Here is a 13,956-nt window from a genome sequence, read left to right on the forward strand (position 1 = left end):
CGGTTCGTGGCGAAGCAGTGGAAAGGGGTTGCGGCGAATGACGGTTAGTTGCGTATCCGCAGCGCCGACGCGAGGTGGCACATTTAATTACGCAGCAGAGACAGATTTAATACGTTCTACGGCGTTGCGCCGGCCGCGCGCGCCGTCGCGTCAAACCGTCGATCCTCGAGACGTCGCACCCACGTCGCAAGCGTTCGGTCGCCGAGATGCCGTTGGTTGAATGGGTACAGATCCGCCGTGACCCCCGCGCGCCGACATTGATCGAGAAAACCCCGATGCATGCGACGAAGTCCGCGCAGCACCTCACGCCGGCGGCCATTTTTTCGCTGGCGTTCGCTGACCCTGAGTTCTATCCAGTCGGCGATGTCCGGATACCGGCCAAGCAGTTGCGTAAATGCACCGCTCGCCCCACTCTTTCCGCCTTCTTGAGAGGTCTCGACCGCCGTGCGGCGTTGATACGCTCTTATATGACAGTAAGGGACCAACGCACGCAATCCAAAAATCCGCCCGTCAGCATGCAGCGCGACGCATCGCTCAAACAGCCGGTAAAGATCGCCGGGCTTCACACCGGTGGTCCGCCCAATCTCGCGCAGAGGCGGATGTCCGTCGACGAACCGCGCCACGGCCTCGACGCGCCGTCGCAAGACATGCTGGGCACTGGAGGACAGTGCGACCTCATCGACGCCTGGCCAGCAGCTGACGTCACGAAGCTCTGCCGGTATGGAATGGCGATCGAACCTAAGGTCGCCAAACGCGATTGTCTTCACGCCGGCACCATGCGACTCGTGCGGCTGAGCGGCGCGCTGGCGAGTGTCGGACAGCTGAGGCGCTCGTCGAGCAGCAGCGCGAACGCCGCCGCTCGCGCGAGCATAGTGCCAGTGAACGACGGGTCGTTTTCCAGCTCGCCCAACGTTGTACCGTCCTCACACCGCGCGAGCACCCGCCGTTTCATTTCTTCTGTGACCTGTGCGCGCGCAACCGCGACATGTTGAAGGATGCTGGCCTGATTCCCAAAAAGCACGGCATTGGCATCCACCTCCTGCGGTGGGAGGGGGTAAAGCGCCGCCCGCTCCCGATTCGCCCAACAGGCAAATCGAATCGCTGGATCTGGGCATCCTGTGAGCACTCAGCACCGCGCAATACGATCAGGAAACGATCGCCGTCGACGGCGCGGACCCAGAAGTCGACCGTCCGGGGAGGCCGTAAGTCCGGAATGCGAAGTGGTCGTTCGCAGTAAGCCATGACATTGTGGTCAAACTCGAGCTGGAGCCATAAGTTCAAGAGCCGGTTACCAAAAGCGTCAGGCGGCGGCCGATCTTGGGACCATACACGTCGTGACGATGCACGCCGTACGGACGCTCATCGTCGATTGCACGAACAAACGGCAGGTCGGCCATTGCAGCCCCCAACCTCCAACGCGATGCTAAAGTTCAAGTACATAATGCAGGCTATCGATACAGCGCTTGCTGGCCGTGGCCGGTAGCAGCGACGCAAAGGCGGCAATCGTCCTGCCAGCCATCCCAGCGGGAGTTCCGCGCCGTCGCGTGGTTTTACCCGCTTGCGTACAAAATACAACGATAAACGTATTGATCACTACAGCTCCGGCCAACTGCAGGTTAAAAGTGCTCCGGCGCATTGAATTGACCCCAGCAGATCGCGTCACCCCCGCGGCATCGCCGAAACCTTCGTGAAACATTTCTAGCGCGGACATAAATAAACGTTTGGAAACAAGGCGTTGACGTCCACTCGCTTGACTCCCCTCTGTTTCACGAATGGACCGCACCGGCCACACCTTAGTCAAAGCGAAACATTTCGTAGTCCGAAGGAATTGACGCGTTTTCTAAACTCTTCTTCGAGTCGACGCGGATTCAAATCTTTCCTTCGTCTATGCCGAAGCAAAAAGTTGGCTCGGGAGGGTCGAGTCCACGCGCAGCTCACAGTGGCTTCGCGGGGATCGTGGCATGACTTTCCCTTCGGCGGACGGAAAGCGCCGTGATGCGCCGAATCAAGGCGACCGTGCGCCAATCGTCGGCCGCGATGCTAGACCTAACGGTTGGCGTCGATAATTATTCAATCCCGATTAGCAGCGCCTTGCGACAGCCGGGCAGCCGCGAGTACTTCATGGACGTCCCGCTGCGCGCCGTGATCGCACTTGGTCACAAAAACTTTGCAAAAACGGCCGGAACCTGGCGCGCGCTGCTGGCGGGCCTACATGGCACCACGTGGTCCGACGACGCCATCACATACTTCGAATCCGAAATCGGCACGCAGCATTTCCCTGCGCCCGACGCAAACCTTCCGCTGGATCAGGTGGCCGTCGGCGGTATGGTAGGCGTCTCGAACGGCATGCATCGCGCAACGGCTGCCATCTGCTGGCTGGCGGACCCAAGGCGACGATGCCGTCCTGCGCAAGGTCCGCGTCACTGTCAGTGATGTCTGGCCGACCTTGTGCGCATTCGTGGCGAAAGAAACCGCGCAAGGCCATACGCTGGACTTGAGTCGCAACGTCCGCGGCCCCTCGCAGCGATGGCTCCGCGTCGGCCGCGGTTCGTGTGTCGAGGTTTCGAGCTAAGAGATGACGAGTTGGCCCACGTCGCGGACACTCGATCCGCTGCCCGGCGGCTTTTCGATGACGCGCGCCGCATCAGGTGGAGCTATGGTGCGGACTGGTCGAACGTGACCTGGGCTCGGCTGTCGACTCATGCCGCTGACGCACTGCGGGATGATGCATGGCTGCGCGAGCAACAGGCAAGCCCGCGCTATAGCGAAGCGACGACCTGAAAGGACAACCATGGCCAATCAGCGCCAGACTCTCACGAACGAGCGCGCCTATTCGCGCACCGACTTCACGGCGCTGCGTGCCTTCGTGCAACGCGTGCCAACCGCGACCATCGCTCGCTTGTATTTCACTGAAGATGAGGACGGACACGAGCCGACCGCAGCATGGGTCGAGGCGTACCTGCGGCGCATGGAGGCCGTGCTGGTGGAACTGGCGCTCGAGCACGGCTCTCCTGTGCTCGCCGACCACCTGAAGGCCTCTGCAAAGGCGCACGGCAGCGCGCGCCTGACGGCAGTCAGCCTCAAGATGGTTGAACAGGCTGCGGCGCTGGCGGCCGCGCAGCCGCAGCCTGGCCTGAAAGCGGAAAGGCATCGCGACCCTTGGCGGTCTAATCGACTCCTGCAACGGGCGTGGCGGCAGCTGGTGGCGAGCCGTGCCGCGGATCGGCGCGAGTCGTGCCCGGCTGATCGTGGCTTGGTTGCGCCGCCATGAAGCGGTCCTCGGGCGACGCGTCGACGCGGACGTGGATCTGGCCGACCCGCTGACCGCGCCGACGAGCGAACGCGTCACGGTTGGCGGAGGCTCGCGCTCGCTGGTGCCGCTGGAGCGTATGACCATCGGTCATGCCCTGTCGGGCGCGAACGGATCAAACCGGTCCGTTGCCTTTCCCTACATCAGCGCACACCACGATCTCGATGCGGTGCGCGCCTACCTTTATCGCTTCCGTCAGCAGCCCAAGACGCTACGGGCATACACGAAGGAACTGGAGCGTTTTCTCTTATGGTCAGTCACCGTCTGCCAGAAGCCGCTCAGTTCGCTGCTCGCCGACGACTGCGAGGCATACAAGGACTTTCTGGCCTCGCCCGATCCGGATTTCGTAGGCCCGAGGGAACCGCGCAAAAGCGGCCGGTGGAAGCCATTCGCATCGGCCGGGCTGGGCGCGGACAGCCAGAAGTACGTGATCCGCGCGCTCCGTTCCGCGTTCGGCTGGCTCGTCAGCGTCCGCTATCTGGCGGGCGGTGCGCGTTGTGCTGTTGCTAGGTTGCGACTCAGGCCTTCGGCGAGAGGAACTGGCGCGGGCCACTCGCGAACGGCTATCGCCTACTTCGTTTGGCGATGCGAACGCCGCAGTATGGCAACTGCTCGCGATCGGAAACCGCAGCAAGGAGCACGTGGTGCCCGTCAGCCCTGCGACCATCGACGCGCTCCGGATGCACTGGCGCGATCGCGGCCTTGACTTCAGTACGGCCACAAGTGGTCCCTTGCTCGCCCCGATGTATATTCCGCGAACCCGGTTGGCACAGAAGAAGCATGCGGAGGGAACTCCCCTCGCCTGTCATCCCGACTCGCTCAACACGATGGTTGACTGGGCCATGAAGCGGCTTATCGCCGGGATGCCGGATTTGACGACGGCCGAAATGAAGTTGCTGGCTGGTACGTCCCCTCACGCGTTTCGCCATACCTTCGGCACGCAAGCGACCGCTGAAGACGTGCCGCTTGACGTCGTGCAGCGGGTCCCCGGGCATGCATCGCTGCAGACTACTTCCATCTACGTTCAAGCCGAAAAGCAACGGTTGCTGCGCGAGGTTGGCGACTTGTACCGGAAAAACGGCGGCGCTGAGTGATCGATTCGCCTTGCGTTCCGGCTGGTCGTCGGCGGTGCCAAACTTAGTATATAAGGTTACCCGGCACAGCCCTGCTATGGTCTGATGGGCCTCGTTGGCGGCAGTGAAAAGACCATCGGTTGAACTGGTATCCCCAAGTCGCGCCGCGTCTAACCCGTCGGACCGACGACAAATCGGTAGCGGTCGTTGCTTCTTATATGGAGTTTTGTCGCCGTGTCCCAAATTGGGACACGGGAAATTGTCCGCCTAGATCGGCGATCACTTTGGGTCTGCGTGTCCCAATTTGGGACACGCCATCTCGAACGCCTCAAACGGCGCTATCGCTGCTTCCTGAAAAAAGCTCGGAAATCAGCGCTCGTATCTGCTGCTCCTTGTCATCGGTGAGCATTCCAGCCCTGATCTTAACCGTGAAACCGACTGCATCCTTTGTGATCGATCCGGCTTGGTTCTTCCCGGCAAATATCTTTTCAATGCTTCTGTCAGTGACGCCAACACCACCCTTGTCGCCATTATCAATTGCCTGCTTGATCGCACGAACCAGCTTTGTTTGATCGAGGTCGCCTGCTACGAGCCTCGCCCAGACATCCCTTGCGATTTCAACGGCTCGCTCATTTTTGTCGCGCAACGCTGAAACCACGCCCTCCGCGGCACTCGCGCCAATAAGTCGTGGGTGGATGTCTAAGTCCCTGATCACAAAGTCGGGCAAATCGCCGAATGCAAGGTATCGGTAGAGTTCTGAGCGGGAGATACCTAATCCCTCAGCCATCCGCTTGCGGTTCGGAAACTCCTTTTCTGTGCTACGGATGGAGCGCGCAATTTCATAATCCGACAAATCGTCACGAACAACGTTTTCTACAAGCGCCAACATCGCCATCTCTTCATCCGAGAGTTCGATGATGACAACCTTGATAGTCTCCCTCCCGATCATCTTGTGTGCGCGCCAACGGCGCTCACCAGCCACGATCTGAAAACCACCGGCTGCACGCCGAATTACGATAGGCTGAACGAGACCCGCTTCACGGATCGATTCCGCGAGTTGTGTTAGCTTCGCTTCATTGAAGACCTTCCGCGGTTGCCACGGGTTCGGAACGATCTCAGAAACGCGAACTTCGGACTCCATCCCCGACTTTTCAAGTTCGACGATCCGTTGCTGTGCTTGCGCTAAGGCGCCGGCCATTCCCGGCGCAGTACGTGGGCTCGCGGGTTTTTCTTGCTGCTGGTCGAGTTGAATATCCTTTGCCGCTCGAACCTCCGCAGTCTTGCTCATCATGCGCTCACGCAAGTTGCTCATTGTCCGGCCCTCCATTGCGCCACGTACTGGTCGTCAATCCACTTGCAATAGTCCAACAACGGTTGTTTAACCCGCGCCAAAGTCTTCGCAACTGCGTCAGAACGGGACAAGTCAAACACGGTCGAGAATGCCAGGGCGCCGTTGCTCATTACCGAGCTTGCTGGAACTTCTGTCGAATGGAGCCAATCCCCATATGCGCGCTGAGACCACGAGCGTACAACCGGCGCTGATGATGTAGTGCCATAGTCCACCCTAGAAAGAAGCACAGAGATGAAGTCGTACGTTTTATCGACTTCATGTTGGACGAAGCCATGTGCGACCTCGGCGAACAGTGACCAGAATGACACCGACGAGATAAAGTCCAAGCTCTCCGGAACCAACGGCATCACCATTGAATCTGCTGCCATTAGACCGTTAAGCGTCATGTAGGAAAGAGACGGCGCTGTATCGAGAATGATGTAATCGTATTCGGCCCGTAGTGGCTCGATGCCTTTGCGAAGTACAGACCAAAACTCGAAGCCGGGGTTTGTCTGTTGCGCCGTCGGAAGATGAAACTCTGCGTCGTGAAGATAGTTGTGTGCAGGAATCACATCGAGCCCGTCCCAATAGGTGCTTTGTACTTTGGTCCTTAGTCCACCTTCCATGCTAGGGTCATAGATGAACGGAAGCACAGTGTCTTCCCACGTTACGTCTTTCTCGGCGTATAAGCCGCATAGCTCTGAAAGTGAAGCCTGAGGGTCAAGGTCAATGACAAGTACTTTCCGCCCGCGCAAACTCAATCCCTGTGCGATACACATTGTGGTCGTAGTCTTACACGATCCCCCCTTGAAGTTGGCAGTGATTAACACACGCCCGCGATGCTCACGCGTCCCGGTTACCAGCGGAGTTTGATAGATATCGGACACCTGTTGCACCCACGTCCGGACCTCTTGTAAGGAGAAGATCCGCGCCCTTCCAGTACCGTGCGCCACACCCGGTGGCAACTCGCCACCTTCCTTGGTCGCCAGGTAGTTGATCTTCTGGCGGTCGACGCCGCATAGCTCCGACAGTTCACCGATCGTAAAGACAGGGGGATTCTTCCGCGGACGGGGAGCCAGGATTTGATCGCGCAGTTCGTTCGCCATGACCGACAAGCGTTCGGCAAACTCCCCTAGGTTGGAGAGCTTCACGCGCCTATCTATACCTGGCAATTCGCTCAGATTCATTTGGATACTTCCTCTTTTTGTCGAAGGTGAGGGAATTTCTCAACGCTCGCCTTCTGTTTTAACGGTTTTAGGCCATCAATGTTCCGAACCGTAGAATACTCATCACGCTGTCGAAATGCCATCAATTTCGATCTCGAAATTGGAAAAGCGATGTTTACTCACAACAAAGTTATTGAATTCAAGTACTTGCGGAGAGCTTCCGCGTGTGAGAGCGCTGATGCAAAAGGTGCTACGAAGACCGGAGAGGCAGATCGCCGCGCATCGAACTACCGCGTAACACAAAACACCTCACCTTTGATCTCAAAAAGCTGTGTAGTCTGATGAGGCATTCCGGTGGTTCACAATTTACCTCACCATCCACAACCCTTTCGCCATACGCGCGTTGCGCCTGGCGGTATGCAGGAGCACCTCCTGCCGATACAGCACGACGGTCCCGAACGCCGAGCAAATACGTGCTATGACTGGCGCTACTGCTTCTGCACTTCCACCTCGCTGGCCTAGGTGGTTTGTTTTTATTGAAAAACAAAAACCAACTAACAACTAACGGAAGGCACGCCATCTATAAAAATCAATAGCTTGCACCCACAAGGTGAGGCGTCCTGTGCCAGAAGTGCTGTTAATTGAGCGCCACGGTGAACCGTTTACCACTGCAAGGTGCCCTGAATTGGGAAGCAAGGTGAGGTATTTGGGAGGAGATGGTGAGGCGAATTGTGAGTCTCTCGCCAAAGGTGAGGTTTTCTGTGCTGGTCGATCGACAAGGTGAGGTGATCTGTGTTGACAGGTCACCTTGGCATCGGTACCGTACGGTTCCATATCATCTTGGACGCCACGCTGGAGGCTAAATGACAGTAGCAGGGCAGGTAGCCACGTCGCGGCAACTCGCCCTGGCTTTGTTCGACGACGCGAACGCGGAGGACTTGCCCGTCGAAACGGCCCGGTCCGATATCGGTTTCGCCCGGAAGAATGTCTTGATTCGAATCGTCGATTTGGGCGTCGCCGCTCGACGGCTGATCGATGCGGCCTATTTCATTGTTGCCCAGGACGGACAGGTTCGCGACCTATATGACGTGGAGCTGGATTACTTTAAGTGGCTCATGCGCTATTCGAGCCGCAATAACACGCACCTTGAACAGGTCATCACGGAAGCCCAGCGGGCGCTGATTCAAGCAACCACCGCGCCGGACGATGATGGCGAGAAGCCTTTTGGTTCGGTGCAGTTGATTGGACGCGTTTCCTTCTCAGGCGGCCGCTTCCAGTTCCGGGTCCCGACAGATCTCATTGGCATAATTCGTGGGCCAGGCAAGTCACATTGGCTGAGTCTGCGTGTTACCTCTCTCTTCACACTCAGCTACGCGCGGGTTCTGTACGACCACTTGCTTCCCTACGCAGACGAGGGAGAAACTGAGTGGCTAACGCTCGACGAATTGCGCTCATGGCAGGGCTCGATCGGCGCCAAGGCACTGGAGTTCAAGTACTTCAAACGTGACTGGCTCGCGCCGGCCGTGGAGCAAATCAACCAAGTCTCGGACCTCACACTCTCATACGAGACGCGCAATGAACAGGGATCTCGCAAGATTGGCCGCCTGAGATTTCAGGTCGAGCGCAAAGAGATGGCCGAGCGCGTACTGCAGACCCACGAACAGGCGCAAGCGATATATCAAGCGCTGAAGCAGGAATTTGGTCTTTCCAGTACTCAACTCAATCAAATTGCAGCAGAGCGCGAAACCTACAACGATGAACGATTAGAACAGGCGATCGAGCGAACGCGGTTCAGCCTGAGATTAGGCAAGGTGTCGAAGAGCCCGGCGGGGTTCTTTATGAAGGCATTGAAGGAAGGTTGGATCGTCTCCGACGCCGAGCGGAAGATGGTTGAGATTCAGAAAAACCTGGCGTTGACCGAACAGCGCGACGTTGAGGTTAAAGAGCAGGCCGCGAGTCAGATAGCGTTGCGGATTGCGGCTCAAAATATACATGCGCACGACCGCAGGGTCGATGAAATCCGGCGCGGGTGGGAAGCATATGAAGCGGCAGAGTTGAGGCAGCGGGATGACTGGAGGCGGACCTACAAAGCCAGCGCAGCGGGGAAGCTCACCCTCCGGCGCCTTGGCATCGATCCGACCAGCGATCTGACCGAATCTACGATTGAGCGATATCCCGACCTGAAAGATGGGTTCGCGGGCTATGTGTTCAATAAGGCCAAGTCTGGCAAAGCCAAAGACCGATAGCGCGGCGAAAGGTCCGGGACCTTCTGCTTTCGATGCAACGTAGTGCCCTTTGGCACTACGTCTGGTCCGGCTAGCCCGGGCTCGATTCGTCGCTCCAAGCTCCGGCTTTCGAAGGTACGGTTCAGTTGGCAATACCTCATTTGTGCAGTCCCTTCCGTCACTGGTCAGCAACAAATTGGCCGACGCCCTCACCAAGTGCTCAAGTTAACGCAAGTAGGTTAGCAATCGCTCGAATCTGGGAGACTCAATGCGAACAGAACCCGATCGCGTGTCCTCTACCAGCGATAACTTCAAATCGTTGCGATCCTCGACCGACTCGTAAGGGCTCGGGTGCAAATAGGGTCGGCGGATCGGGTAAAGTTGTCGGAGCAAAACGAACTGATGACCCGCGATGAGCAAGCTGACGAGTCTGGATGAGTTGTTCGAAGGACGCCATTTTGATCGGGAGATCATCATTCTGTGCGTTCGCTGGTATCTGCGCTGCAAGCTTAACCTGTGCGATCTGGTCGGAATGACTGCCGAACGGGGATGATCGCTGGCTCACACGACGATCCTGCGCTGGGTGAAACGCTATACGCCCGAGTTCGTCAAACGCTGGAATCGCTTTGCTACGCCAGTCGGTCGCTCGTGGCGCGTCGACGAAACCTACATGAAGATTCGCGGCAAATGGGTCTACCTGTACCGGGCGGTGGATCGGGCTGGCCAGACCGTGGCCTTCATGCTCAGGGCGAGGCGCGACGTGGCCGCGGCCAAAGCCCTTTTCACCAAGGCGATCAGACATCAGGGCCAGTCGCCGGAGACTATCACGCTCGATGGCTACGCTGCCTCGCACCGCGCGGCACGCGAGATGAAGGCCGACGGTCTGCTGCCTGACGACACAAAGGTCCGGTCCTCGAATTATCTGAACAACCTGATAGAGCAGGGCCATCGCCACATCAAGTCCAGAACGAAAGTGATGCTCGGCTTCAAACGGTTCAGGAGCGCCGCGACCACAATTTCAGCTATCGAATTAACGCATCGCATTCGCAAGGGCCAGTTCGATCTCACGGAGCGCGGCCTCAAGGAGATCACTGCGGCCACCGTATGGAGTGCACTCCTGTCCACTCGATAAGTTATCCTTCCTATAGGAAAATTCTCAAACTGCGTTCCTATTTGCACCAGAACCCTCGCAACCATGAAGGCTTCAATCAAACACCGCGTTTCCCCGTGAGTGGCATAGCGGGCATCCAGTCCTTGCCGTCACTCGTCGTAAGCAGAAGGTTGAGGATCTGCTCCAGGTGCGCTACGCGGGTCGCCACTTGCTCGAAGTTCGGCACATCAAGCCGAAGATATTTTTGTCCATGCACAAGGCTTAACCTGACGCCCTTTCGCTCCTTTGGGTGCCCAATAGTTAGTATAGCGAATACGTCTTCCAGCGAGCAGTCTTCGGAGACGTACTGGGTTCGACGAACAATCTCAGTCTCGCCGAGCTGTGCCGATAATCTTCGAAGGGTGTCAGCTTCCCGGAACGAGAGGGGCTGGCCAATAAAAAGACGAAGCACCGCTTCCGGCAACCTGGCTGTAGCAACCATCCGTGACATCTGAGATAGAGAGACGTCAAGATCAGACGCTATGGCTCGTTGGCTCGGCCACACGCCTCTCACTAGTACCGACAAGTAGAACTTCCCCATTACGAGGAGCGGCGCCCCTTGTTCGCGCAGCTTTTTATGAATATTGGTTGCCGCTTCACGGTCATCGATACAAGTTTCTTGGAGCGCAAACATTTGCAAAGGTCCTGTAATAATCCGGCGTCTCTGCAAAGGCAACCCCGCCCTTCGTTGCAGATTCAGTAAAAGGACCTTGAGCCGGATCAGGTCACTTTTATTTTGGGCTACCGTGCGACGGAACGTTGCGAGGGGCCGCTAAGTGCATGGCTGTAAAGCGGAATAAGCCATAGATCGGTGGATAAGGAAGCTCCAACAACGGCCGTCCCTCCTGTGCAACGCGTGAAACGCGCGTGGGACAACTCTACTCGTTTTAATTCCTGCGAATTCACCGAAAGCTATGTGTTTTTGCCCCTCATTCTGGCTTAAGACATCGAGCCGGCTAAGCGGCAAAGCTGTCACGAAAAAGCGGCTGAAAATAGCACTTCTTTTGCATGTCTGGCTTCCTCTTGGGGCTGATTGAATTGAGTCGGCCCCAATGGATCGACCGTCATGCATTTATTCCGCAGCAAAAAGCAGATCACCCTCTCCACCGCACCAGGCGGTTACTCACAGGATGACCCTGAGAAGATTATCTTCGACATGGGCGCGCGTCTGCGCACCGAAGCTAATCACTGGAAGACCTTCTGCTTCATTCTGGCGTTGATTGCAGGTGGCGCGGTCTACACGCGCAATCCGCCGCCGTCGGAAGTGAAGTCATATGGTGTCTCATCCGACGTCAACGGTCATGCCATAGTCACCCAGCTTGCGGCCTATAAGCCAGACGACCAGGCGATCCGTACATCGCTGCGTGAATCGGTCGAACGCTGGTGGACGATCGAGCCGGTTTTGACGGACGACATCCAGACTTCGCGGATGGCAAAGAACATCAACGGCGTAAAGGCCATGATGGTTGGCAACGCACGCAATCAGTTCGGTGACTGGGTCAAGGCCGATGCGCCATTCCAGGCCATTACATTGAATCCAAAGTTGGTGAGAGAGGTGCGCGTCACTAACGTCGCGCTGCTCGACGACTCAACAGGCGTGGTCGAGTTCACGACCAGCACAACCCAGTCCCCTACCGACCGGCCTGTCGTCCAGAAATACGCTCTGACGATCCGCTACCAGATCGTCCCTCCGACATCCGAAGACGCGCTCGGGTCCAATCCGTTCGGAATTTTCTATCCGTTGTTCTCGATCCAGAAGACCCAATAATGATTGCCTCCCGCACGCTCGCTTCGTGGGCCATCGCATTCGCTTGCGCCGGAGCAGCCTGTCCTGCCGTGTACGCCGCAAGAAAAAGCACGCCCAGTTCGGCCGCCTCGTTCGATCTCGCTACAGCAATGAGCGATCCGATGAGCCCGGTTAACCCGTATAACGCCGGCTCGGACCCGATCACCATGCCGGGAGATGCGCGGATGGTTGTCTTTCCTTATAGCCGCGACCAGATTTACCGGATCATGACCGCGCCGCTCAAGAACACCACCATCGAGCTGGCGAAAGGCGAGCGGCTGACGACCGATCCCGCAATGGGGGACTCCGTCCAGTGGGTTATCGATACCGACGGCGAGAACCATATATTCGTCAAACCCGTTAAGCCCGGCCTCGTCAACACGCTGCACCTGACGACGAATCTCCGCGAGTACGACATGACGCTCGTCTCATCGCCGATGGGTGGGCTCTTCTATCAGACGGTGCGCTTTAACTACCCCGGTTCGGTTATGGCGAAGGTCCGTGCGAGAGAACAGGTGGGCGGCGTCGGCGGAGGGCGGGGTGATGATGCTGGGGGGCAGACTGACTCCGGTCCGATCGGCGTCTCCCCCGACAAACTTAACTTCGACTACAAGGTGTCGGGCTCTGCGTCCTTCAAGCCCGAAACCGTATTCGATGACGGCAAGGCCGTGTGGCTGCGCCTGCCTGCCGACGCACCCTTCGCGATTCCCGTCGTGAAGGATCACGGCGACTACGTCAGCCCGAACTTCATCCGTCGCGGGCAGTACATCGTTGTGCAGGAAATGGCCGACGAAATCGTGCTGCGCGCGCCGAACGAGGAAGTGACCATTACGCGTCGCCGCCCGGGCCTGTTTGGATTCTGAGGAAAGCCTATGAACCAACCGAACGGTCAACCGGACAATCAGCGCGCCAGTCTCTTCAAGGGGAAGTCGCCCCGTAACGCGCTCTTCGCGGTAGGCGGTGTCGCGGCTATTGTGATCGCGGCGCTCGGGTTCTACTACCAGGTCCAGGAAAGCGCGAAGATTGACGCAGAAGCCGCGCTGAAGAAGAAAGCGAAAGCCGCTGAAATCGTCGACAAATCGAACAATCCGCAGGACGTCAGCAAGATCATTGATGACCAGCTGAGTTCCGCGCGCAGGCTCGCAGCCTCCGAGGCACGGGCGGCTGCGGCCGCGCGTACGCCATCGACAGGAACTCCGGCGAATGCCGGAGGTGCGACGCCCGCGCTGACGGCCGATGGTTTCATCAACGACGAGCAGACCCGCAAGATCAAGTCTGAGTCCGATGCGGACGCGATCTATGCCTCGCCGATTTTCAAACCCGGCCTGAAGGTTAAGGACACGGCGCCGGCAGCACCCAACCAGCTGGCGGGGATTCTCACGCCCGCGCAGGTGGCCGCGCAACAGGCTGCTGCGCAGCAGGCAGCAGCGGGTTCGGTCGGTGACCGTGTGTCGGCAGCGCTTGCTGGAGCCGGCTTCGGCGGCCAGGCACAATCGGCACGTCCATATTCGAGTCAGGACCACGATTCAGGCTTCATCAAGAACGTGTCCGCGCAGTCAGGCGGTCAGGACTTCGCGCGTACCGGCTTCGTCGGTCAGGCACGCGGCTGTGTGCTGTCGCCTCCGCATCACATCGGTGTGCTGTCGACGGAGCGCATGAATTCTGATCGTCCCGGCACCGCCTCGCTGATGGTCGAAAAAGATGTGTACGACAGCATTCGTGGAATTGTTGTCGCACCATGTCACTCTACTTTTTGCGCCGCGGGATACGGCAAATCGCGGTCCTGCGGCGTTTCTGTGGCCCCTAACGATCGGTACATATCCCGATGAGGTACCGATTCTCGTTTTCGACCTCATCCACCGACGTTGGACTGCTTGCTGTTCCCGTAAATGCTCACCTATAACGCTGCGGCGTAG

11 protein-coding genes and 2 pseudogenes are annotated in these 13,956 nt (G+C 58.0%); 8 read left to right on the top strand and 5 right to left on the bottom strand.

The window, feature by feature from the left end; translation table 11 throughout:
* Window positions 1-116: 116 nt before the first annotated feature.
* The gene (locus ACFSNN_RS31905; protein WP_377689529.1) at window positions 117-767 is read right to left on the bottom strand and encodes a hypothetical protein; all 651 of its coding nucleotides are present in this window, start codon (window positions 765-767) and stop codon (window positions 117-119) included.
* Window positions 764-1,036, bottom strand: coding sequence for a hypothetical protein (locus ACFSNN_RS31910; protein WP_134466142.1), 273 nt, complete (start codon window positions 1,034-1,036; stop codon window positions 764-766). The genes ACFSNN_RS31905 and ACFSNN_RS31910 overlap by 4 nt, the downstream gene beginning before the upstream one ends.
* Before the next feature lie 1,085 nt (window positions 1,037-2,121).
* Between ACFSNN_RS31910 and ACFSNN_RS31915 the strand changes: the two genes are divergently transcribed.
* The 3 genes and pseudogenes from ACFSNN_RS31915 (at window position 2,122) to ACFSNN_RS31925 (ending at window position 4,404) form a co-directional block, all read left to right on the top strand.
* Window positions 2,122-2,433, top strand: coding sequence for a hypothetical protein (locus ACFSNN_RS31915; protein ID WP_377747638.1), 312 nt, complete (start codon window positions 2,122-2,124; stop codon window positions 2,431-2,433).
* Between the two features lie 737 nt (window positions 2,434-3,170).
* Window positions 3,171-3,239: pseudogene (locus ACFSNN_RS31920) on the top strand (hypothetical protein); the annotation flags it as partial.
* 568 nt (window positions 3,240-3,807) lie between these two features.
* Window positions 3,808-4,404 (top strand): tyrosine-type recombinase/integrase, encoded by a 597-nt coding sequence (locus ACFSNN_RS31925; RefSeq protein WP_341868470.1) that lies wholly within the window; start codon window positions 3,808-3,810, stop codon window positions 4,402-4,404.
* 307 nt (window positions 4,405-4,711) lie between these two features.
* Here ACFSNN_RS31925 and ACFSNN_RS31930 read toward each other — a convergent pair whose 3' ends face one another.
* Entirely contained in the window at window positions 4,712-5,695 is a 984-nt protein-coding gene (locus tag ACFSNN_RS31930) for a ParB/RepB/Spo0J family partition protein (protein ID WP_134466144.1), read from the bottom strand.
* Window positions 5,692-6,900: a ParA family protein gene (locus ACFSNN_RS31935; RefSeq protein ID WP_134466145.1), complete on the bottom strand. Its 1,209-nt coding sequence runs from the start codon at window positions 6,898-6,900 to the stop codon at window positions 5,692-5,694. The genes ACFSNN_RS31930 and ACFSNN_RS31935 overlap by 4 nt, the downstream gene beginning before the upstream one ends.
* 842 nt (window positions 6,901-7,742) lie before the next feature.
* Here ACFSNN_RS31935 and ACFSNN_RS31940 point away from each other — a divergent pair.
* Together ACFSNN_RS31940 and ACFSNN_RS31945 are read left to right on the top strand one after the other, a co-directional pair.
* On the top strand, window positions 7,743-9,125 hold the full coding sequence (locus tag ACFSNN_RS31940) for a replication initiation protein (protein WP_134466146.1): 1,383 nt from the start codon (window positions 7,743-7,745) through the stop codon (window positions 9,123-9,125).
* Between the two features lie 391 nt (window positions 9,126-9,516).
* A pseudogene (locus tag ACFSNN_RS31945) lies at window positions 9,517-10,236 on the top strand (IS6 family transposase).
* A 76-nt stretch (window positions 10,237-10,312) separates the two neighbouring features.
* Here ACFSNN_RS31945 and ACFSNN_RS31950 read toward each other — a convergent pair.
* Window positions 10,313-10,888 (bottom strand): hypothetical protein, encoded by a 576-nt coding sequence (locus ACFSNN_RS31950; RefSeq protein WP_134466147.1) that lies wholly within the window; start codon window positions 10,886-10,888, stop codon window positions 10,313-10,315.
* A gap of 432 nt (window positions 10,889-11,320) precedes the next feature.
* On the opposite strand from ACFSNN_RS31950, the gene ACFSNN_RS31955 reads away from it, so the two are divergent.
* The 3 genes from ACFSNN_RS31955 (at window position 11,321) to ACFSNN_RS31965 (ending at window position 13,869) form a co-directional block, all read left to right on the top strand.
* The gene (locus tag ACFSNN_RS31955) at window positions 11,321-12,022 is read left to right on the top strand and encodes a VirB8 family type IV secretion system protein (protein ID WP_134466148.1); all 702 of its coding nucleotides are present in this window, start codon (window positions 11,321-11,323) and stop codon (window positions 12,020-12,022) included.
* Entirely contained in the window at window positions 12,022-12,903 is an 882-nt protein-coding gene (locus tag ACFSNN_RS31960; RefSeq protein ID WP_208949653.1) for a TrbG/VirB9 family P-type conjugative transfer protein, read from the top strand. The genes ACFSNN_RS31955 and ACFSNN_RS31960 overlap by 1 nt, the downstream gene beginning before the upstream one ends.
* Before the next feature lie 111 nt (window positions 12,904-13,014).
* Entirely contained in the window at window positions 13,015-13,869 is an 855-nt protein-coding gene (locus ACFSNN_RS31965; protein WP_377765114.1) for a TraB/TrbI/VirB10 family type IV secretion system protein, read from the top strand.
* Window positions 13,870-13,956: the final 87 nt, after the last annotated feature.

This window comes from Paraburkholderia dipogonis, assembly GCF_042680985.1.
GTDB lineage: Bacteria > Pseudomonadota > Gammaproteobacteria > Burkholderiales > Burkholderiaceae > Paraburkholderia > Paraburkholderia phytofirmans.

Bases quoted from the DNA above. Each gene is read 5' to 3' on its own strand.
- ACFSNN_RS31940 (WP_134466146.1), top strand. From the start codon at position 7,743: ATGACAGTAGCAGGGCAGGTAGCCACGTCGCGGCAACTCGCCCTGGCT.
- ACFSNN_RS31950 (WP_134466147.1), bottom strand. From the start codon at position 10,888: ATGTTTGCGCTCCAAGAAACTTGTATCGATGACCGTGAAGCGGCAACC.
- ACFSNN_RS31915 (WP_377747638.1), top strand. From the start codon at position 2,122: ATGGACGTCCCGCTGCGCGCCGTGATCGCACTTGGTCACAAAAACTTT.
- ACFSNN_RS31955 (WP_134466148.1), top strand. From the start codon at position 11,321: ATGCATTTATTCCGCAGCAAAAAGCAGATCACCCTCTCCACCGCACCA.
- ACFSNN_RS31960 (WP_208949653.1), top strand. From the start codon at position 12,022: ATGATTGCCTCCCGCACGCTCGCTTCGTGGGCCATCGCATTCGCTTGC.
- ACFSNN_RS31935 (WP_134466145.1), bottom strand. From the start codon at position 6,900: ATGAATCTGAGCGAATTGCCAGGTATAGATAGGCGCGTGAAGCTCTCC.
- ACFSNN_RS31930 (WP_134466144.1), bottom strand. From the start codon at position 5,695: ATGAGCAACTTGCGTGAGCGCATGATGAGCAAGACTGCGGAGGTTCGA.